Raw genomic sequence first — 19,737 nt, forward strand, 5'->3', positions numbered from 1 at the left:
CGCCGGCCCCGACCCACGGCACGGAAAGGCGTTCGCGGCGTGCTCCCCGGGGGGGCAAGGCCGCGGTTCTGTTTCCGGCCTGGGGCTGAGGCCGCGGGTCTTGGCGGCGAAACCCCCAGTGGCGGAGGCCGCAGTCATACCTCCCTGAACCCCCTGCGGCGGAGGCCGCGGTTCCTCCTCCCCAACCCCCCCTCCAACTGAGGTCGCGCGCACCCACAGCTCTCACCCCCTACGGCCAGGGTCGCGGTCCTGTGCCCGGTCTGGGGCCGGGGCCCGTGGGTACGTGTGGCTTTCACCCCCGCTCCCGTCCGTACCGCGGTCATCCGCGGGAGTAGGCGGCAGCGTGGAGCCCCTTCACCGCCGCCGGCGCCCCCAACCTTTCCAAGCGGTGCGGGTGCGCGCGCCTCGCGCGGACCCGTCCCCGGAAAGCGCACCCCCACCACCCACCATGTGCGCCCAACGAAACCGCCCGGCGCTCTGCCGGACACCGACTGCGCGGGGACGGATCCACGCTCCGCGGCTGTACCCTCCCAGGCGATCGAGCTCTTGGAAACCAGTCACCCGTGGCTGCGACCACAGACCGCCGTTCCCAGGCGGTGCACGTCTTGGAAACCTCACAGTCCCTTTCACCCCCTGGGGCCGGGCACCCCACTGGCGTGACACGGCTATGGCGGAGGTCCCGGTCCGCCCTCCCAAACCCCCTGCGGCGGAGGTAGCGGTTCGCCTTCCGGCTGTGGCCGGGGTTCCCGGTCGGGCGGGAAACCCCCAGGGCCCGGGGCCCGCAGGTACACGCGGCCCCCACCCCCACGTGTCCAGGACGGCGGCAACGCCCACCCCGACCCCCTGTGGCCGAAGGAGGCGATTCTCCCTCCCCCTGTGTCTACGGAGCCCCGGCAGGCGCGCCTTCACCCCCACACGGCGTTGGAAGGGCGTACACGAGCACTTGAGCGAAACCGGAGCAGCCCGGCCCGCCCCGACCCCGAGATGACCACACCCCCGGAGCCGAAGGAGTCGGACCCCTCCAGCCACCCCCGTCACTCCCCCACCCCCGGGCAGCCCGCGGAACGGGCCGTCCCCCCGGGACCGCGGGCACTCCGATGGGGCGGGTGGCGGTCGAGGGACCCGCGTGGGGTGTCGGGGTATGAAAGGTGTGCGGCCGCGGTCCGGAGTCCGGCCCGCCGGCCGTCCTGCCGGAGGGTCAGTCCTCGTCGGCCTCGGGGGTCTCGATGAGCTGCCGGAGCAGCGCAACGAAGTCGTCGTCGCTCATGGCGGACCAGTCCACGTGCTCGTTCATGCTTGCGGTGTCCCCAAACTGGCCACCGATAAGCCTGCGGTACGTGAATTGATGTGAGAAGTCTGGGTTAACTCCGCATCGTTCCAGGTCGACCCGGAGCCGGATCAGATACGCCGCTGGAGGGCGCTCCTGCATTCCGGGCAGCGGCAGCGCTTGTTGTACCCGGTGACGGTGCCGTGCGGAAGGGACGGGTCGCGCTGGGCCGTGAGGGTGGAGTCGAGCTGCTCCCCGAACGGCTGGAGGATCCTCGCGGTGGAGAACACCTGCTTGGGGCTGATGTCCAGCTCCGCGGCCGCCTCGTCGATGTGCTTCCCCATCCGGAGTTTCGCGATGAGGCGGGAGCGGGTGCTCGGCGGCATGTCCGCTTCGGCGTTCGCGATCAACTGCTCGACGTCGTCGATGGGGTGGCTCATGGGTTTCCTCTACGTGTGCGGGCGAGCCCGCCGGGGCGGGCACCTTCTGCATCGTACGCGCTTTCCGTAGTTGTGGCCCGTGGTGACGTTGGGGCTGTTGTTCCTCTTGTACACCTTGTTCCCCCGTTCGGGACTCTCGTCACTGTTGGTGGTGAGCGACTTTCCCTCTTAATGCATCGAATCAGCCGCTCTTTTCTAGAAACTCATTGCTAGATGCTAGATGCCGTGTTTCGCTGGTCACATACCTTCGACACTCTCCGTCATTGGAACGGTGCCATGACCAGTCCCACGGTCCGCCGTCGGCGGTTGTCCGCCGAGCTCCGCCGCCGTCGTGTTCAAGCGGGTCTGACCCTCAGCGATGTCGCCGAAGAACTGGAATGGTCGCCGGCGAAGCTGGGCCATATCGAAACGGGGATCCGCAAGTGGCCGTCGGTCATGGAGATCTCCGCGCTGCTGCGGTTGTACGGGGTCACCGGCGGACAGCGGGAGGCGATCCTGACGCTGGTGCGCGAGTCGCGGATGCGGCCCTGGTGGACCGAGTACGAGGACGTCCTCTCCTCCGCCTACGTCGGCAACGAGGCCGGGGCGGTCGCGCTGCGGGTGTACGGCGGGATCCTCGTGCCGGACCTGCTCCAGACCCCGGACTACACGGCGCTGGTGGGCCGCGCCCTCGGGTACGGGGACGCGGCGGTGGAGCGGATGGTCGCCGCCTACCTCAAGCGCCAGGAGCTCCTGGAGCAGGTGCACTACCACGCGATCGTGGAGGAGGACGCCCTCCAGCGGATCTCGGGCGACCGAGGGCTGCTGCGGGCGCAGGCCACCCGGATCATCGAGTCGGCCTCCGAGCGGGTCACCGTGCAGCTGCTGCCGACCTCGGCGGGGCCGCACCCGGGGATCGCCGGACCCTTCTCCGTGCTGGAGTTCGACGAGGACGAGGCGGACCTCGCGTACGTCGACGCCACCCAGGGAGGAACGATCGTGGAGGCGGACGAATCGGTCGCCACCTGCAAGAAGGTCTGGGCGGAACTGACCCGGATCGCCCTGCCCCCCAAGGCCACGACCGGGATCCTGCGGCGGATGGCGCTCCTCACCTGACGGCTTGCTAGTCTGCTAGGTGACAACCTCATAAAGTTCTCTACGGAGCCCCCTGACGGGGGTCTTCCATGACGAACCGGATCAACGAAAGGGTCCAGACAGTGAAGAAGATCATCGTTCTGGCGCTGGTGGCCCTCGGGGCTTTCGCCATCTACCGCAAGATCCAGGCGGACCGTGCCGAGCTCGACCTGTGGACCGAGGCCACGGCGGCCGGCGAGAACTGAGCCGGTTCGGCGCGGCGCGCGCCGTCCGATGCCAGTGCGCGGCACGAAGACGTGGGTGGGCCGGCGTTCCCGTGGTGCGGCCCACGGCTTTGTGGCGTTCGATCCCTGACTCCACGGCCCCGCGGTCGTGAACGGGGCCACGCCCTGGTGAGGGTATGCTCTGCGTAGCGACCGGGCCTGGTGCCGGGGTGCGAGGGGCCATAGCTCAGCTGGCAGAGCGCCGGTTTTGCATACCGGAGGTCAGGGGTTCGACTCCCCTTGGCTCCACAGCGGACAACAGCAGGTCGGAAGTAACGGGCGGGGACTCCTTCGGGGGTCCCCGCTTCGCGTTCCCGGGGATCGCGGCAGGACCCGGCCGGAGCCCCCGCCGTTCCCCGGCCGACTCCCCCGGGCTCGGCTCCGCGGACCCCTGGCGCGGGTCTTTCGATCCCCATCAAAACTGTGGCGGGCGTCATGCCTTTCGGTGGAGGGTGGGGTCAACAGGAGGCCGGAACCACGGATCCGCGAACGGGTCCCGACCCGGCCGGCAGCCCGAAGGAAAGAGAGCCGATCATGCCGCAGTACTTCCTCACGATGCCGCACGACAGCGCCGACGAGCCGACCATGGAGTCGATGCAGGAGATGGACCCGGCCGAGCTGGAGGCCGTGCTGGCCGCGGCCAACGCCCTCAACACCGAGCTCCAGGAGTCGGGCGCCCTCGTCCACGCCGGCGGCCTCCACCCGCCCTCGACCGCGGTCACCGTGGACGGCACCGGGGCCGAGGTCAAGCGCACGCCCGGTCCGTTCGTCGAGGCCGCCGAGTACGTCGGCGGGTTCTGGATCATCGACGTCCAGGACGAGGAGGCGGCGCTCGGCTGGGCCGAGAAGTGCGCCACCGCCCTGAAGGCGCGCATCGAGGTCCGCGCCTTCCAGGAGGTCCCCGAATAGGCTCGGGACGGCGCACCGGCACCGTTGACGGCTTCCCCGGCCCCGGGGGAGCCGCCGTGGCGTCGGGGCCGCGGAACCCGGTGTGCGCGCCGCCCGGCCCGCCGCCGGGGACGGCCGCACCGATCCGCTACACGCGCCGATAGGTCAGGAACAGCGTTCCCGCCGCCGACCGGGAGAGGGCGGTCAGTTCGAGCCGCTCGGCGGGGAACCCCTCCTCGAACAGCCGGCGGCCGCGTCCGGCGACGGCCGGGGCGACGACCAGCTCGAGGACGTCGACCAGCCCCTCCCGCCAGAGCGACCGGGCGAGCCGGATGCTCCCGTGGACGCCGATGTCGCCGCCCTCATCCCGCTTGAGCCGGGCCACGTACTCAGCCGCGGGCGAGGACACGAACGTGGACCGCTCCCACCGTTGGTCGGGGTCGGCGGAGCCGAACACGACCTTCTCCGTCCGGTTCACGAACGTCGAGAACGGCTCGACGTCCGAGGTCGGCCAGTAGTCGGCCCAGTAGTCGTAGGTGCCGCGGCCCAGCAGCACCGTGTCCTGTCCGGCGATGACCCGGCCGAGGTTGTCGAAGACCTCCCGCCCGGGGTCGGAGAACCAGTCCCCCGGCTCCTCGGCCACTCCGTCGAGCGACAGCAACTGGTAGAGCACCACGTCCCGCATCGGCGAGACTCCTTCCGTCCGTGCGCGGCCGGGGGCCGGGCCCCGGGCTCCGCCCCCGAGTATGGCGGGCCGGGCCGGCGGTGTCAGGGCCATTCGGTCGGGTTCCCGGACATCCCGGCCGCACGGCGGCCCGGGCCGGCCGAGCACCGTCTTCCGCCGGAGCGCGCAGGAGGCCCCTCGGTGCGGAACAGCGGCAACGCCCGCACGGCCGCCATCGCCCCCCGCCGCCGGGGCGCCGACCCCGGCCGCCCGGTTCCGGCCGCCCGCTCCGCCTCCGCTTCCCGACTTCGCGCTTTGTCGATGTGGAGAGATGTCGCCGGGTCGCCGCCGGGCCTTCCCCGCCCCCGGCCCGACCCTCCCCGCCCCCGCTCCCGGACCGGGCACCGGTCCGGGACGGGCACGTGCCCGGGTCCGTCGGGGCCGGAGGGGCGCGTGTTCTCCCAGGCCCGCCTTATCCGAATTCATCGCCATTGGAGTGTTCGCCTGATAGGCGAGAAAAGCGCGCGTTGAGGCTCCGTGTCAGGGTCGAATGGGGGCTTTGTACGCACGACGCCGGGAATCCTTTCCGTTACCGGCCGGTAGGGATACGGGGCCTGTCGACCCCGTGCGAAATGGGTGACCTGCGGGGTTGCGGAGTGTGTGTGCCGTGGCGGCCGTATAGTCCGTTCGGGGGATGCGAGGGCCGGGTAGCCCGCTTCGGTGAGCTGTGTCCGACCCGGGACGAACGCCCGTCGGGCGCGATGAAACCGCAGGTCATCCCGCTTGTCGTGGAATGGTGCGGGTGGAGTGTTTCGCTGGGGTCACAGTAGTCCCCTTCTCTGATGTGGCGTAACTCTCCGTGTGTGTATGATGACACTCCATCTAGGTGCAATGGTCCTACTGGGCCATATGAGAAATAGGCCAGTTGGGGTCTGTTGGTGAACTGAGACGATCCGTAGTTTCGACACCAGCGACAACGAGGAAGACAGCGCGCCGAAACGATCGACCCCCGAAGTCGGCCCGGGCGGCCCCCCGTCCGGACACGTTCCCGTCCTCGGATTCGGCCCGCGTCCTCCTCCCCCGCCGGTGCTGCCGGCCGGCGGGTTTCCGATCACCACACATGCTGATCTTGGGAGTGGGGCAACATGTGGAATGAGAAGATGGCGGCCCGCGCCAAATGCCGGGAGATCGACCCGGACGCCCTGTTCGTGCAGGGAGCGGCCCAGAACCGCGCCAAGCTGATCTGCCGGGGCTGCCCGGTCCGCACCCAGTGCCTCGCCGAGGCGCTGGACAGCCGCATCGAGTTCGGTGTCTGGGGAGGCATGACCGAACGCGAGCGGCGGGCCCTGCTGCGCCGGCGCAAGGACGTCACCAGCTGGTACGACCTGTTGACCAGTGCCGAGCGCCGCTACGAGGAGAACCGGGGCCGCCAGGAGGCCCCCCGCGAGGAGACGTCCCCCGTCACCGCGCACCACTAGACCCACGGGGGCCGCGGGGGAGGACGCGGCCCGTACCGGACGCGCCGGACACGGCGCGGGCGGGGCCGGGGAGGGAGAGCCCCGGCGGGGACCGTGCACGGCACGCGGCCGTGCGGAGGGACGGTGCCCACCCCCTACGAAGGTCGGGGCCCGCACCCACGAAGGTCCGCCACCGGGAGGAGAGGCGGATCAGGGGAGCATCAGGGTCGATCCCGATACCGGAGGACCCTCACGTCGCGCATCATGGAGGGAGTGCGGCCGTCGCGGTCGCACTCCCAGCGCGGGGGAGAGGGAAGTGGTCGTGCAGGAACCTCAGCACCCTGTGAGGCGCCCCTGGGAGCGCCCACAGCCTCAGATCCGGCTCACCCATGCCGACAGGGACGCCGTGACCGAAGTCCTTCGGGAGGCGTACGGCAAGGGTCAGCTCGACGAAGACGAGTTCGAGGAGCGCCTCGACCGGGCGATGCGCGCCAAGTTCGGCGCCGACCTCGAACCCCTCACCCAGGACCTGGGGCTCACCCCCCAGGGGCGTCCGGCCGCGCCGGCCGGCGCACGCGCCGCCCGGGGCGGGGAGGCCCCCGAGAGCACGTCGGTGGAGCGGGTGGTCGCCGGGCTCGCCCACGCGGGCAACTACTTCTTCCCGCTCATCGCCCCGCTGGTCCTGTTCCTGGGGGCCGCCAACGTCTCGCCGTACGTCCGCCGCCAGGCGCTGGAGTCGCTCAACTTCCAGCTGGCCTGCATCATCGGCGCCGTCCTGAGCCTGGTGACCTTCTGGCTGGTGGTCCCCATGTTCTTCCTGGTCGCCATCATGGTCGGCTGGGCCATCATCCCGGCCATCGGCACCATCGCCGCCCTCATGGGCAAGGACTGGCGCTACCCGCTGCCCCGCCGGCTCCGCCTCGTCAAGGACGAGTAGGAGCCGCACGGGGCACCGAGCGCACGGCGGCGGGCGGGGGCGCGGGCGGGACCGCGTCGTCCCGGCCCGCCACCCGCGGTCGGCTAGCTTCCGGAGCGGCCGTTCTCCTTCGAGCGGTCGCCCGCGGCGGCCTTGACCGCCTCCTTGGCGTCCTTCGCCTTCCGAGCGGCGGTCCCGGCCTTCTCACCGGCCTTCTCCGCCGCCTTGCCGGCCTTGTCCTCCAGGTCCTCCCGGGTCTCCCTGACCTGCTCGCGGGCCTGGTCCAGGTGCTCCTGCCATTCGGCGTCCTGGGACGCCTGGCGCATCCGGACCAGGGAGTACACGATCACACCGCCCACCAGGGCGGCGCCTCCGATCAGGACGGCGCGGGGGACGCGGCGCCCTCCGTTGCGCAGACCGCGCAGCCCGCGCCGGGCGGGCCTGGGGTCGACCCGCTGGGCCGCCGCCGTGAGCAGCCCTGCCACGCGGGGGGCCACGGTGTCCTCGACCCTGCTGGCCGCCGTCTCCAGTCGGGGCGCGGTCCAGCCACGGGCCTGGAGGAGCGTCCGGGCCGCCTGCTCACGGGCCTGGTCCGCGTACGGGCCGAACCGGTCGGCCTGTTCCCTGGCCAGGTCCTGCAGCCGGGTGATGGCCACCTCGGCCTCCTTGCGTGCCTTGCGACGCTTGGCAGTGATAGGCACGTCGTCAGCTCCTTCGGTCGTTCACCGGTTTCATGCGGTCGCACCCGGTGCGGCCGACGGCGGTGCCGACGGCTCGCGTCCGGGCCTTCCCGTCGTCCTTCCCCGTTATCCGGGTGTTATCTCAACATACGTCCTCTCCGTCGGCGATCGGCGTTTCGACACCGCGGACGGGGTACGTCCGCCACAGGGGGTGAACCGGGCGTACCGTGACGTGGGGGACGTTCCCCCCGGTCCCGCCGGGTTCCGCCGAAGCCCGTGTGTCGGACGGGTAACGTGATCTCGTCAACGAAGTCGACCGAAAGGCACTCAGGTGTCGGACTCCAAGGCCCAGCCGACCGCACGGCTGAACACCTCCAAGGGAACCATCGTCATCCGGCTCTTCGAGGAGGAGGCGCCCGAGACGGTCGCCAACTTCATCGGCCTGGCCGACGGCTCCAAGCAGTGGATGGACCCCGCCACCGGCAAGCCCGGCAAGGGCAGCCTCTACGAGGGCACGGTCTTCCACCGCGTCATCGAGGGCTTCATGGTCCAGGGCGGCGACCCGCTGGGCAGCGGCCGTGGCGGCCCCGGCTACACGTTCAAGGACGAGATCCACCCGAGCCTGCGCTTCGACCGCCCCTACCTGCTGGCCATGGCCAACGCGGGTCCGGGCACCAACGGCTCCCAGTTCTTCATCACCGTGGACAAGCCCTACTGGCTCGACGGCCGCCACACCATCTTCGGCGAGGTCACCGAGGGCCAGGAGATCGTCCAGGCCATCTCCGAGGTGGAGACCGACGCCCAGGACCGTCCCCGCGAGGACGTCGTGATCAACAGCGTCGAGATCACCCGCTAGCGGCCCGGAGCGCTCCCTCCGGGGGTGCGACCACGGGACACGGGAGCACCCATGGGACCACGGCAGCGCACAGGAGGTAGACCCAGACCATGACCGCCTCTCCCCCGCCGCCCGGAGCCGATCCGGAACCGCAGCGGCCCGTCCGGCCCACCTGCTACCGGCACCCCGACCGGGTGACGGGGCTGTCGTGCACCCGGTGCGAACGGCCCATCTGCCCGGACTGCATGACGGCGGCGTCGGTGGGGCAGCACTGCCCCGAGTGCGTCGCGGAGGGCAACCGGAGGGTGCGCCGGGCCCGCACCGTCTTCGGCGGCGGGGTCGTCTCGGCCCCGTACGTCACGTGGACGATCCTGGGGCTGATGGGCGTCGGCTACGTCGCCCAGATGCTCACCTCGGGCTCGCCGCTCAGCACCTCCGGTTCGTCGCTGGTGCAGTGGCTGGCCATGTGGGGGTACGGGGTGGCCTTCCAGGGGGAGTGGTACCGGCTCATCACCGCCGCGTTCCTGCACTCGGGCCTGTGGCACATCCTGTTCAACGGGTGGGCCATGTACGCCCTGGGCCCGCAGCTGGAGCGGTGGCTGGGCCACGGGCGCTTCCTGGCGCTGTGGGTGCTGGGCGCGCTGGGCGGTTCGGTGCTGAGCCTCCTGGCGACGCCGGACGCGGCGTCCATCGGTGCCTCGGGCGCGATCTTCGCGCTGTTCGGAGCGGTGCTCATGCTCGGCCGCAGGCTCGGGCTGGACGTCCGGATGGTGTGGATGCTGATCGGCATCAACCTGGTCATCACGTTCGTCTTCCCGAGCATCTCCTGGACCGCCCACATCGGGGGGCTGGCCGTCGGCATGCTGCTGGGGGCGGTCTTCGCCCACCTGCCCGGCAGGTCGGCCTCCCCGCGCACCAGGAACCTCGTCCACACCGCGGCGCTGGTCCTGCTGGCGGCGGTGCTGGCGGCGCTGGTGTTCGCGTCCCCGGTGCTCCTGACGGCGTTCTACGCGAGCTGAGCCAGCCCCAACGCCGAAGGCCCCCGGAGCGGTGCTCCGGGGGCCTTCGCGCGTCCGCGGCCGGCCCGACCCGGCCGCGGGCAGCATGGAGGGAGCCGCCCACCGAACGGGGCGGCCCTTCAGCGCGGGGGCGCCGGCCGGGGGACCGGCGCGCGGGAGGTCAGTGCCAGCGGGTGGCCAGGATGATGGCCACGATGATGCCGGAGAAGCCGACGGCGAGGTTCCAGTTGCCGAGGTCCTGCATGTAGGGCACGTACTGTCCCGCGATGTAGAAGACCGCGATCCACAGGATGCCCAGGATGAAGAAGCCCAGCATGGTGGGGACCAGCCAGCGTGGGCTGACCTTGGGCTTCTCCTTCGAAGGAGGCGGCGTGTAGACGACCTTCTTCTTGCGATCGTTGCGGGACTTGGGCACGGTCGCTGCTCCAGTACGGGTGGGGCCGGTCATAACGGAAACACAGTCTATGCCCAGCCCGTACCCCGCCGTCACCCCCGGGGGCGGCTACGCCGGGGACGCGAACGGCGGCGGGGCCGCCCCTTCAGGGGCGGCCCCGCCGTTGTCCGCTTCCGTACCGCTCCGGTCTAGTCCCGGGTCCCGTGCTCGAACACGAACCCGTCCCCCTCCGGCGGGTTCTCGCCCTCGGGGGGAGTCTCCCCGCCGTTGTCCGGCGGCTCCGGCGAGTTCGGGTCGGTGGGCGTCTCGGGCTGGCTCGGTGCGATCGCCACCGTCACGGTGACCGTGGTGCCCGGCGCCACCTCCTGGTTGGCCGCGATCGACTGGCTGACGACCGTGTTGGGCGGGTTGTTGGGGTCCTCCACCTCGTGGAAGGACGCCGTCAGGCCGCGCTCCTGGAGGGCCGCCTCGGCCTGGTCGCGGGTCATCCCCACCAGGTCCGGGACCTGGGCGTTGCCCGGGCCGCTGGAGACGTAGAGCCGGATCTCGGTGTCCGGGGCGACCGCGCTGCCCGCGGGCGGGTCGGTGTTGATCGCCGTCCCGGCCGCGACGGTGTCGTGGTTCTGCTCCTCGACCGTGACGTTGGTGAACCCCGCCTCGCTGAGCGTGTTCTGCGCGTCGGTCTGGCTCTGCCCGTCCACCGAGGGGATCTCCTGGGCGTCGGGACCGCTGGAGACGTACAGAACGATCCGTTCGTCCAGCGCGATCTCCTCGCCCGCGGGCGGGTCGGTCTCCACGACCGTCCCCTCCTCGGCCTCGGGGTCGGCGCGCTGCTCGACCCTGACCTCGGTGAACCCGGCCTCCTCCAGCTCGGCCTGGGCGTCCTCTGCCGACGCCCCGACCACGTCCGGGACCGCCGTCGTCTCGGGCTCCCCCGGCCCCTGGTTCATCAGGAAGAAGACCAGGATGATCGAGGCGACGACGCCGATGCCGAGCAGCGACCACAACACGATCTTGCCCGTGTTGTTCTTCTTCTCGTCCCGGTAGTCGTCGTAGTCGTCGTCGTAACCGTCGTCGTAGCGGTCCCCGTACCGGTCGTCCGCGGGCGGCAGCATGGTGGTCGCGCCGGCGGCGGCCATCGCCATGTTGCCCGCCTGGGTGGGCATGCCCGCCAGGCCGCGCTGGATGTCGGCGCGCATCTCCGCGGCGCTCTGGTACCGCTGGTCGCGGTCCTTGGCCATCGCCCGCAGGGTGATGTCCTCCAGCCAGGCCGGCACCTGCGGGTCCACCTGGGACGGCGGCACCGGCTCCTCGCGGACGTGCTGGTAGGCGATGGACACCGGGGAGTCGCCGGTGAACGGCGGACGGCCGGTCAGCAGCTCGTAGAGCACGCAGCCGGTCGAGTAGAGGTCGCTGCGCGGGTCCACCCGCTCGCCGCGCGCCTGCTCCGGGGAGAGGTACTGGGCGGTGCCGATGACCTGCGAGGTCTGGGTCATGGTCGCCTGGTTGTCGTCCATGGACCGGGCGATGCCGAAGTCCATGACCTTGACCTCGGCGTTGCGGGTCAGCATCACGTTCGCGGGCTTGATGTCCCGGTGGACGATCCCGTTGTCGTGGCTGTACTCCAGCGCGCGCAGGATGCCGTCGACGAGCTCCGCGGAGCGGTCCGGCAGGAGCCTGCGGTCGTCGTCGAGGAGTTCCTTGAGCGTCCGGCCGTCCACGTACTCCATGACGATGTACGGGATCGAGAGTCCGTCGATCACGTCCTCGCCGGTGTCGTAGACGGCGATGATCGTCGGGTGGTTGAGGGAGGCCGCCGACTGGGCCTCCCGACGGAAGCGGGCCTGGAAGACGTGGTCGCGGGCCAGATCGTGCCTGAGCGTCTTGACGGCGACCAGGCGGTCGAGTCTCAGGTCACGCGCGCGGTAGACCTCGGCCATGCCGCCGCGCCCGACGATGCCGTCGAGTTCGTAGCGCCCGCCGAAGAGCCGGGGTTGGGACATGTCGTGTACTGATCCTTGTTCTGGGCCCGCGTGCGGACCTTCTTACTCCGAGCGTCTCTCGCTCATGGCCTCGTCACGGAATCCGTGTCACCGCCGGCCGGGGGGCCCTCGCCGCCGCCACCGCCGCCACCGCCGCCGTTCTCACCGCCACCGCCCCCTTCACCGGGGTCGGTGGTGCCGGGGTCGGTCTCGCCGTCGGTGGGCTCCTCGCCCCCCTCTCCCGGGTCGGTGGTGCCGGGGTCGGTCTCGCCGTCGGTGGGCTCCGGGGTGCTGCTCGGGGTCTCCTCGGGGGTGGTCGGCGTGTAGTCGGGTGTGTAGTCGGGGACGGCGGGCACGTCGGCGGTCTCCTCCTCCACAGGTTCGGAGGAGGGGCTCGACGAGGGCTCGTCGACGACGGCGGGGGACCGCGTGTCGCGCACGTTGTTCGCTCCCTCGGAACCGTTGCCGCTCAGGAAGAAGCCGCCCAGGACGGCTGCGACGATGAGGACCGTCGCACCGAGGGCGGCGAGGAGCACCGGCAGCCCGATCCGCCGTTGGGACGCCAGCCTAGCGGAGTCGTCTTCCTGACCAGGCGTTACGGTCTGCTGTCCGGTGGTGCGCCGGGGTGTGGCCCCGGTGGTGCGCCCGGCGTCGGGGACCGCGGCCGCCACCCGGGTGGCGGCCACTCCGCCGAACCCGGCGGAGGGGGTGGGCGGGCCGGTGCCCGCGTTGGACCGGATGACCGCGGCCATGTGCGCGACCTCGCCCGCCGACGCGGGCCGGTCCTCGGGGTCCTTGCACAGCAGCAGGAACACCAGGTCGTCGAGCTCGGCGGGCACGTGGTCGGGCAGGGGCGGCGGCTCGTCGCGGGTGTGCGCCAGGGCGAGCGCGACCGGGCTGTCGCCGGTGAACGGCGGCTCCCCGGCCAGGCACTCGTAGGCGACCACGCCGAGCGCGTACAGGTCCGAGGACCCGGTGGCGGGCCGCCCCGACGCCTGCTCGGGGGAGATGTACTGGGCGGTCCCCATGACCATGCCGGTCTGGGTCAGGGTGACCGACATGTCGCCGCGGGCGATGCCGAAGTCGGTGAGCTTGAGCCTGCCGTCCCCGGTGACCAGCAGGTTGCCCGGCTTGATGTCGCGGTGCACCACCCCGCGGGCGTGCGCCGCGGCCAGCGCCTGGGCGGCCTGGCCGATGAAGTCCAGGGTCTCGTCGGGGGTGAGGCCGCCGCGCTCCTTGAGGACCTGGGAGAGGGGCTCGCCCACCACCAGCTCCATGATGAGGTAGGCCCGGCCGTCCTCCTCCCCGTAGTCGAAGACCTGGGCGATGCCCGGGTGGGACAGGCCCGCGGTGATCCGCCCCTCGGTGCGGAACCGCTGTCTCGCGGTGGGCTCGGCCATCTGCGACGGGTGCAGGAGCTTGACCGCGACGGGCCGGTTGAGCAGGGTGTCGGTGGCTCTCCAGACCGTGCCCATGCCGCCGGAGCCGATCTGCTCCTCGAGTCGGTAGCGGTCGCTCAGAACGGTCCCGGTGAGTCCACCGGGACCGTTCTGGGAAGAAGGTTCGTAGGTGCCCACTACTGAACCACTGCCTCCATCAGTGCCCGTGCGACCGGAGCCGCGAGTTCGTTGCCGCTGCCGCCGCCGAACTCCACCACCACGGCGACCGCGACCTGCGGGTCGTCCGCCGGGGCGAACCCGATGAACCAGTTGTGGGTCCGGTCGGTGCCGTTCTCCGCGGTACCGGTCTTGCCGGCCACCTCGATGCCCGGGATGGCGGCGTTGAGGCCGCTGCCCTCGGGCGGTGTGGTGACCAGGACCATCATGTCCTTGATCGTCTCCGCGGTGCTGGCGCTGACCGCCTCGGAGTGGGTCTCCGGGGAGGTCTGCGTGATCACCGACAGGTCGGAGTCGCGCACCGACTCCACCACGTAGGGTCGCATGACCTCGCCGCGGTTGGCGATACCGGCGGCGACCATCGCCATCTGCAGCGGGGTGGCCTCGACGTTGGACTGGCCGATGCCGGCGCGGCCGAGGATGCTCTCGTCGGTCTCCACCGGCGCGTAGCTGTCCACCACCGACAGCGGGACCGTGAGCTCCTCGTCCGGGTTGAACCCGAACGCCGTCGCCTGCTCGCTGAGCGCCTCTCCACCCACCTCGATCGCCCAGTTCGCGAACGACGTGTTGCAGGAGATCTGGATGGAGTGCGCCAGGGTGTCGGGCTGGCCGCCGTTGCAGCTGCCCATGGCGTTGGGCAGCGGCGGACCGGACGGGAACTGGAGCTGGTCCGGCGCGTCCTGCGTGCTGTCCGGGCCCGCGTCCAGGTTCTCGATCGCCGCGGCGGCCGTGACCACCTTGAACGTCGAACCCGGAGGGTAGCGCTCGTTGAGCGCCCGGTTCAGCAGCGGCTTGCGCGCGTCGTTCTCCAGCTCGACGTAGTTGGCGACCGAGTCGTTGGGGTTGTTGATGTCCACGACCGTGTTGGGGTCGTAGGACGGGTAGGAGATCGCGCCCAGGATCGCCCCGGTGTTCGGGTCGAGGGCGACCGCCGCGCCGTTCATGTCGCCCAGCGACTCGAACGCGTTGAACCCGGCCTCCTGGACCTCGGGCAGCAGCGTCAGCTGCACCTGGGCGCCCTCGGGCTCGCGACCGGTGATCATGTCGCGGAAGTTGCGCACGGCCAGCCGGTCGTCGCTGCCGTTGAGCAGGTCGTTCTCGACGGCCTCGATGCCGGAGGCACCGTAGTTGCGGAAGGAGCCCACGATCGGCGTGTACATCGAGCCGCCCTCGTAGACCCGCTGGTAGCGGGCCGGGTCGCCCTCCTCCGCGATGTTCTCCGAGTAGGCGACGTTCTCCCCGCCCACCAGGATGGGGCCGCGGGGGGCGCTGGCCTGCTCGGCGTACTGGCGCCGGTTGAGCGGGTCCTCCTTGATCGTGGGCGCCTGGATGCCCTGGATCCAGGTGATGTTGGCCATGAGCACCAGGAACATGAGCAGGCAGAAGATGCTCAGTCTGCGGATCGTCGTGTTCATCGTCGGATCACCTGGGTCGCGCCCTCGTCCTGGATCGCCTGCGGTGCCGGCCGTCGTGCGTTGTCGCTGATGCGCAGCAGGATGCCCATCATGATCCAGCTGGTCAGCAGTGCGGTGCCGCCGGCGGACATGAACGGTGTGGTCGAACCGGTCAGCGGGATGACCCGCGAGACCCCGCCGAGCACGATGAAGGTCTGGTACACGAGCACGAACGCCATGCCGCTGGCGAGCAGCTTGTTGAACGTGCCGGTGGAGGCCAGCGCCACCCGCATCCCGCGCTCCACCAGGACGAACAGGACCATGAGCACGGCCAGCAGGCCGGTCACGCCCAGCTCCTCGCCGATGGAGGCGAGGATGAAGTCGCTGTCGGCGGCGAAGATGTCGGTGGGCCGCCCGGCGCCCAGGCCGGTGCCGAACAGGCCGCCGTAGGCCATGCCCACGATGCCCTGCACCAGCTGCTGGCTGCCGCCGACCGCCTCGTAGACCTCCTGGTCGAAGGCGTTGATCCAGATGTTCACACGCGCGCGCACGTGCCAGAACAGGAAGTAGGCGATGGTCGCGCCGCCGCCGAACAGCACCAGGCCCAGGGTCACCCACGAGGAGCGCTGGGTGGCGACGTACAGCATCGCCAGGAAGGTGCCGAAGAGCAGCAGCGAGGTGCCCAGGTCGCGCAGGACGACCAGCATGCCGATGGCGATCAGCCAGCCGACCAGGATCGGGGCCAGGTCGCGGGCGCGCGGCAGTTCCATGAGGGTGAAGCGGCCGACCTTGATCGGCTTGCCCACGATCTGGAGCACCTGGCGCTTGCTCATCAGGTACGAGGCCAGGAAGATGACCAGCGCGATCTTGGCGAACTCCGAGGGCTGGAACGTGATCGGGCCGATCTTGATCCACAGGCGGGCGCCGTACACCTCGTGGCCGATGACCGGCAGGGCCGGCAGGGCCAGCAGGACCAGCGCCACCAGGGCGCTGATGTAGGTGTAGCGCTGCAGGACCCGGGGGTCCTTCAGGAAGATGATGATGAGGAAGCAGAAGATCAGGCCCAGGGCCGTCCAGACCAGCTGCATGCCCACGCCGGCGCTCTCGATGTTCTCGCTCTCGACGGCGTTGAGGCGCCAGATCATGGCGACGCCGATGCCGTTGAGGAACAGTGCGCAGGGCAGGATGAGCGGGTCGGCGTAGGGGGCCACGAACCGCATGGCCGCGTGGGCGGCGACGGCCAGGGCGCCGAACGTCAGCCCGACGGTCCAGGTGGCCGCCGGGACCCGGCCGCTGAGGTTGAGGCCGGCGATCGCGATGCCCAGCATCGTGATGACGACGGCCACCACGATCAGGACCAGCTCGGCGTTGCGCCGTTTGACGGGGGGGAGTGCGGTGGGGGCCTCGGGTGTCGACGTGTCACTCACCTGGCCTCACCCGCTTCCTTCCTCGGTCCCCGTGCCCTGTCCGCCCTCGGCGGCGGTGCTCTCGCGGAGGTCCTCCACCCGCTGCCGCGCGTCCTGGAGGTCGTCGGCCGGGATGTTGTTCTCGATGGACTGGCGCTCGGCCTCGGAGAGCGTGTCCAGCGCGAGCCCGGAGTCCTCGACCTCCTCGGAGAGGCTGAAGCCGGCGATGTCGGTGTTGATGCCGCGGTAGATCGCGACGTTCTGCCCCGACTCGGACGGCGCGATGAAGTACTGGGAGTCGATGTACTGGCGCCCGAAGTAGTAGCCCGCGCCGGCGACGAGGGCGACGATGACCAGGAAGCCGACGATCATCGGCCACCAGCGGCGGGTCTGGAGCTCCGGCTCGCCGTTCCCTCCGCGCGGGCGGCGCGGGGCCGGGGGCTCCTCGTACTCGGCGTAGGGCTGCTCCTCGTAGGGGGCGGCGGCGTAGGCGCCGCCCACCGGGGGGCCGCTCGGCGCCGGGGCGCCGGCGTAGGCCGGCTCGTCGACGACGGGGTCCATCTCGGCGGTGTCGCCGCCGGTGGAGCGCAGCTCCTGGGCGCGTCTGGCGGGGCTGTCCTGCCCCTGCTCCATCATGTCCCGGCGCTGGTCGGCGGCGCCGACCACCTGGGCGGCGCGGGTGGGGCCCTCGCGGTCGGCGTCGGTCTCGATCACGTCGGCGATGACCGCGGTGATGTTGTCCGGGCCGCCGCCGCGGATGGCCAGGTCGATGAGCTTCTTGGCGGCCGAGCGCAGGTCGGGCTCGGTGGCCAGGGTCTCGTGGATGGTCTTCTTGCTGACCACACCGGACAGGCCGTCGGAGCACAGCAGGTAGCGGTCGCCGACCTTGGCCTCGCTGATGGAGATGTCGGGGTCGACCGGGCTCTTGCCGTCGAGGGCGCGCAGGATCAGGGACCGCTGCGGGTGGGTCGCGACCTCCTCCTCGGTGATCTTGCCCTCGTCGACGAGGGTCTGCACCAGGGTGTGGTCGTGGGTGATCTGCTCGAAGCGCGAGCCGCGCAGCAGGTAGGCGCGGGAGTCGCCGATGTGGATGAGGGCGACCCGGGGACCCGACCACAGCATGGCGGTCAGGGTGGTGCCCATGTTCTCCAGCCGGGGCTCCTCCATGATCCGCCGGGACAGGGAGGCGTTGGCCTGCTCGACGGCCTGCTGGAGGGCCTCGGCCATCTCGTCGGCGGGGTGGTCCTCGGCGTCGAGGCGGCTGATCGAGGAGATCGCGATGGAACTGGCCACCTCGCCGCCGGCGTAGCCGCCCATGCCGTCCGCCACTGCGAGCAGGTGCTGGCCTGCGTAGCCGGAGTCTTCGTTGCCTTCGCGGAGGCATCCTACGTCGGAGTACGCCGCGTATCGGAGAGCGATTGTCATTTGCGCAGTTCCAGGACGGTCTTGCCGATACGGATGGGCTGACCCACCGTGATGGGCTGGGGGCGGTTCAGCTTCTGTTGGCCGAGGTAGGTGCCGTTGGTCGAGTTGAGGTCCTCGACGAACCAGCGGCCGTTGTCGGAGTAGACGCGCGCGTGGCGGCCCGACGCGTAGTCGTCGGTGATGACGAGCGTCGAGTCGGGCGCGCGCCCGATGAGGATGGGCTGGGACGCGAGCGGGACGGTGGTGCCCGCCAGCGGACCCTGGGTGACGGCGAGGATGGAGGGCTCGTTCCGGCGCGGGCGCTGGGGGCGGGCGGGAGCGGCACCCGAGTGCGAGGGGGTGCCGCCGCCGCGCGGTGCCTGCCGGGGGGCGGGGCGCGGCTTCTTCTTCGGCTTGCGTTTGGAGGGACCGAAGAGGTCGGTGCGGACCACACCGATCGCCATGAGGATGAACAGCCAAAGCACCGCGAGGTACGCGATCTTGATCAGTATGAGGGTCAAGTTGGACATCGAACTGCTCTTCAGCCCCTGTCGTGCTCCGGCCGGGGTGGCGGTCATCGGCGCCGCCACCGTGTCTTCCCCACCTTCGTTCCGGTGAGTTGAGGTCGCTGGTCCGCGGACCGTCGGGTCGCGGCCATTGTGCCCGATCGGTCGGGTCTTCGCGGAGACTACCTTCCCGGCCGGATATCCGACAGCAGGTCCGAATGGACCCGACCCCGGACTTGACCTTTGTGACGCCGACGCGACGGTGTTGGTTGCGCCCGGATCGCGCCGGCCGGCCGGAGTCCTCGACTGTTGCCGGTCTTCGGCTCAGTCGCGTCGGAAGGTCATGGTGGTGCGGCCGAGGCTGATCCGCGTGCCGTCCACCAGACGGGCCTGGCGCACCTGCTGGCCGTTGACGAAGGTCCCGTTGGTGGAGCCCTTGTCGACCAGGATCGCCTCGTCGCCGTCCAGGCGGATCTCCACGTGGTGGCGCGAGACGCCGTTGTCGACCAGGCGCAGGTCGCAGTCGGTGCCGCGGCCCAGGAGCGTGACCGGGGTGGTCAGCTCGAAGGACTGCTGCATCCCGTGGCTGGCGATGCTGCCCTCGGCGGTGGCGCCGCCGGGGGAGATCAGCAGGCGGGGACGGCCGGCCTGGCGCTGCGCGCCGGGCGCGGGGTCGCCCACCGGGGTGCGGACCTCGCCCTCCTTGCTCACCATCGTTCCGCGGACCACACCGGAACGGATGCGGAAGCGGCCGGTCTTGAGGCCCTCGTCGGACCTGAAGTGGACCCGTACCGGACCGACGAAGGAGTAGCCCTGTTCGGTCGCGTAGTCGCGGGCGAGCTTGGAGAGCTCCTGGCCGAGGCTGTCCGCGTAGACCTCCAGGCGCTCCTTGTCGCTGGCCGCCAGTTCGACGATGAAGTCGTTGGGGACCAGGGTCCGGCCCTGGGCGACGATCGCCGCGCGCTCGTCCATCTCCCGCTGGACCGCACTCGCCACCTCGACCGGTTGCAACTCGGACTTGAAGGCCATCGCGAAGGTGCCTTCGATCATGCCCTCAAGCCTGCGCTCGAAGCGTTGGAGCACTCCCACGAGCTACCTCCCTTTGTACTCCACATCCGTATGTGTAGACGATCGTAACCGGGCGATGGTGCCCCTGGTTTCATACGTACCCCCGCAAGAGGGGCGGTGGGCCCCCGCGGGAGGGGCGGCCGGGGCTCCGGAGGGGTCCGGAGGGGGTCCCGGGAAACGATGTGCGACCCGCGCTCAGAGCGTGCTAGCCTTATCCATGTCGCCAGGGGGAAACGGACGAAAAGCCCGGATCACCTGGCAACACAACTGAATGCAGTCACTCGGGCGGGTGGCGGAACGGTAGACGCGCACGGTTCAGGTCCGTGTGTCCGAAAGGATGTGAGGGTTCAAATCCCTCCTCGCCCACAAGATACCCGGTGGAGATCGCGAGACGATCACCACCGGGTTCTTCTTTTGCCCGGGCCCCGGTCCGACGGGGCCCGCGGGGCCGGTGGGCGCCCGCA

The 19,737-nt window shown here is 70.8% G+C and carries 18 protein-coding genes and 2 tRNA genes; 9 read left to right on the forward strand and 11 right to left on the reverse strand.

Features of this window, described 5'->3' with window-relative positions:
• Positions 1–1,398 precede the first annotated feature (1,398 nt).
• Complete coding sequence (locus tag ABZ249_RS26745) at positions 1,399–1,707, reverse strand: hypothetical protein (protein ID WP_220564069.1); 309 nt, start codon at positions 1,705–1,707, stop codon at positions 1,399–1,401.
• A gap of 276 nt (positions 1,708–1,983) precedes the next feature.
• On the opposite strand from ABZ249_RS26745, the gene ABZ249_RS26750 reads away from it, so the two are divergent.
• From ABZ249_RS26750 to ABZ249_RS26765, 4 genes are all read left to right on the forward strand, one after another.
• Positions 1,984–2,802: a helix-turn-helix transcriptional regulator gene (locus ABZ249_RS26750; protein WP_355268271.1), complete on the forward strand. Its 819-nt coding sequence runs from the start codon at positions 1,984–1,986 to the stop codon at positions 2,800–2,802.
• Positions 2,803–2,903: 101 nt separating this feature from the next.
• Positions 2,904–3,026: a DLW-39 family protein gene (locus ABZ249_RS26755; protein ID WP_218619584.1), complete on the forward strand. Its 123-nt coding sequence runs from the start codon at positions 2,904–2,906 to the stop codon at positions 3,024–3,026.
• 194 nt (positions 3,027–3,220) lie between these two features.
• Positions 3,221–3,293 (forward strand) — tRNA-Ala (locus ABZ249_RS26760).
• A 285-nt stretch (positions 3,294–3,578) separates the two neighbouring features.
• On the forward strand, positions 3,579–3,953 hold the full coding sequence (locus ABZ249_RS26765; protein WP_355268274.1) for a YciI family protein: 375 nt from the start codon (positions 3,579–3,581) through the stop codon (positions 3,951–3,953).
• 127 nt (positions 3,954–4,080) lie between these two features.
• Here ABZ249_RS26765 and ABZ249_RS26770 read toward each other — a convergent pair whose 3' ends face one another.
• Complete coding sequence (locus ABZ249_RS26770; protein ID WP_355268277.1) at positions 4,081–4,617, reverse strand: dihydrofolate reductase family protein; 537 nt, start codon at positions 4,615–4,617, stop codon at positions 4,081–4,083.
• Between the two features lie 1,124 nt (positions 4,618–5,741).
• On the opposite strand from ABZ249_RS26770, the gene ABZ249_RS26775 reads away from it, so the two are divergent.
• Both ABZ249_RS26775 and ABZ249_RS26780 read left to right on the forward strand, forming a co-directional pair.
• Positions 5,742–6,074 (forward strand): WhiB family transcriptional regulator, encoded by a 333-nt coding sequence (locus ABZ249_RS26775; protein WP_220564073.1) that lies wholly within the window; start codon positions 5,742–5,744, stop codon positions 6,072–6,074.
• A 322-nt stretch (positions 6,075–6,396) separates the two neighbouring features.
• A complete protein-coding gene (locus ABZ249_RS26780) occupies positions 6,397–6,990 on the forward strand; it encodes a DUF1707 and DUF4870 domain-containing protein (RefSeq protein ID WP_355268500.1) in 594 nt (197 codons plus the stop codon).
• Positions 6,991–7,073: 83 nt separating this feature from the next.
• Here the strand turns inward: ABZ249_RS26780 and ABZ249_RS26785 are convergent, their stop codons facing one another.
• Complete coding sequence (locus ABZ249_RS26785; protein WP_220564075.1) at positions 7,074–7,670, reverse strand: YtxH domain-containing protein; 597 nt, start codon at positions 7,668–7,670, stop codon at positions 7,074–7,076.
• Between the two features lie 310 nt (positions 7,671–7,980).
• On the opposite strand from ABZ249_RS26785, the gene ABZ249_RS26790 reads away from it, so the two are divergent.
• Complete coding sequence (locus ABZ249_RS26790; protein WP_355268280.1) at positions 7,981–8,505, forward strand: peptidylprolyl isomerase; 525 nt, start codon at positions 7,981–7,983, stop codon at positions 8,503–8,505.
• An 89-nt stretch (positions 8,506–8,594) separates the two neighbouring features.
• Positions 8,595–9,503, forward strand: coding sequence for a rhomboid family intramembrane serine protease (locus tag ABZ249_RS26795; protein WP_355268283.1), 909 nt, complete (start codon positions 8,595–8,597; stop codon positions 9,501–9,503).
• Positions 9,504–9,663: 160 nt separating this feature from the next.
• Here ABZ249_RS26795 and ABZ249_RS26800 read toward each other — a convergent pair whose 3' ends face one another.
• From ABZ249_RS26800 to ABZ249_RS26835, 8 genes are all read right to left on the reverse strand, one after another.
• A complete protein-coding gene (locus ABZ249_RS26800) occupies positions 9,664–9,918 on the reverse strand; it encodes a cell division protein CrgA (protein WP_220564078.1) in 255 nt (84 codons plus the stop codon).
• 167 nt (positions 9,919–10,085) lie between these two features.
• The gene (gene pknB, locus ABZ249_RS26805; protein ID WP_355268286.1) at positions 10,086–11,900 is read right to left on the reverse strand and encodes a Stk1 family PASTA domain-containing Ser/Thr kinase; all 1,815 of its coding nucleotides are present in this window, start codon (positions 11,898–11,900) and stop codon (positions 10,086–10,088) included.
• Between the two features lie 62 nt (positions 11,901–11,962).
• Positions 11,963–13,456 (reverse strand): serine/threonine-protein kinase, encoded by a 1,494-nt coding sequence (locus ABZ249_RS26810; protein WP_355268289.1) that lies wholly within the window; start codon positions 13,454–13,456, stop codon positions 11,963–11,965.
• Positions 13,456–14,910 carry a penicillin-binding transpeptidase domain-containing protein gene (locus ABZ249_RS26815; RefSeq protein ID WP_355268292.1) on the reverse strand — a complete coding sequence of 485 codons (1,455 nt, stop codon included), beginning with the start codon at positions 14,908–14,910 and terminating at the stop codon, positions 13,456–13,458. Before ABZ249_RS26815 ends, ABZ249_RS26810 begins: the two co-directional genes overlap by 1 nt.
• Positions 14,907–16,316, reverse strand: a complete 1,410-nt coding sequence (locus tag ABZ249_RS26820; RefSeq protein ID WP_355268295.1) for an FtsW/RodA/SpoVE family cell cycle protein — start codon at positions 16,314–16,316, stop codon at positions 14,907–14,909. Before ABZ249_RS26820 ends, ABZ249_RS26815 begins: the two co-directional genes overlap by 4 nt.
• Before the next feature lie 6 nt (positions 16,317–16,322).
• Positions 16,323–17,720, reverse strand: coding sequence for a Stp1/IreP family PP2C-type Ser/Thr phosphatase (locus tag ABZ249_RS26825; RefSeq protein WP_355268298.1), 1,398 nt, complete (start codon positions 17,718–17,720; stop codon positions 16,323–16,325).
• Positions 17,717–18,277, reverse strand: coding sequence for an FHA domain-containing protein (locus tag ABZ249_RS26830; RefSeq protein WP_277615496.1), 561 nt, complete (start codon positions 18,275–18,277; stop codon positions 17,717–17,719). Before ABZ249_RS26830 ends, ABZ249_RS26825 begins: the two co-directional genes overlap by 4 nt.
• 252 nt (positions 18,278–18,529) lie before the next feature.
• Positions 18,530–19,288 carry a DUF3662 and FHA domain-containing protein gene (locus tag ABZ249_RS26835; protein ID WP_220565429.1) on the reverse strand — a complete coding sequence of 253 codons (759 nt, stop codon included), beginning with the start codon at positions 19,286–19,288 and terminating at the stop codon, positions 18,530–18,532.
• Between the two features lie 268 nt (positions 19,289–19,556).
• Here ABZ249_RS26835 and ABZ249_RS26840 point away from each other — a divergent pair.
• Positions 19,557–19,639, forward strand: a tRNA-Leu gene (locus tag ABZ249_RS26840).
• Positions 19,640–19,737: the final 98 nt, after the last annotated feature.

The organism is Nocardiopsis sp. NPDC006139, assembly GCF_040614155.1.
GTDB lineage: Bacteria > Actinomycetota > Actinomycetes > Streptosporangiales > Streptosporangiaceae > Nocardiopsis > Nocardiopsis changdeensis.

What these genes read in the sequence shown, in the direction of transcription:
- ABZ249_RS26815 (WP_355268292.1), bottom strand. Translation starts at nt 14,910, where the DNA reads ATGAACACGACGATCCGCAGACTGAGCATCTTCTGCCTGCTCATGTTC.
- ABZ249_RS26770 (WP_355268277.1), bottom strand. Translation starts at nt 4,617, where the DNA reads ATGCGGGACGTGGTGCTCTACCAGTTGCTGTCGCTCGACGGAGTGGCC.
- ABZ249_RS26750 (WP_355268271.1), top strand. Translation starts at nt 1,984, where the DNA reads ATGACCAGTCCCACGGTCCGCCGTCGGCGGTTGTCCGCCGAGCTCCGC.
- pknB (WP_355268286.1), bottom strand. Translation starts at nt 11,900, where the DNA reads ATGTCCCAACCCCGGCTCTTCGGCGGGCGCTACGAACTCGACGGCATC.
- ABZ249_RS26745 (WP_220564069.1), bottom strand. Translation starts at nt 1,707, where the DNA reads ATGAGCCACCCCATCGACGACGTCGAGCAGTTGATCGCGAACGCCGAA.
- ABZ249_RS26825 (WP_355268298.1), bottom strand. Translation starts at nt 17,720, where the DNA reads ATGACAATCGCTCTCCGATACGCGGCGTACTCCGACGTAGGATGCCTC.
- ABZ249_RS26775 (WP_220564073.1), top strand. Translation starts at nt 5,742, where the DNA reads ATGTGGAATGAGAAGATGGCGGCCCGCGCCAAATGCCGGGAGATCGAC.
- ABZ249_RS26795 (WP_355268283.1), top strand. Translation starts at nt 8,595, where the DNA reads ATGACCGCCTCTCCCCCGCCGCCCGGAGCCGATCCGGAACCGCAGCGG.
- ABZ249_RS26765 (WP_355268274.1), top strand. Translation starts at nt 3,579, where the DNA reads ATGCCGCAGTACTTCCTCACGATGCCGCACGACAGCGCCGACGAGCCG.
- ABZ249_RS26830 (WP_277615496.1), bottom strand. Translation starts at nt 18,277, where the DNA reads ATGACCGCCACCCCGGCCGGAGCACGACAGGGGCTGAAGAGCAGTTCG.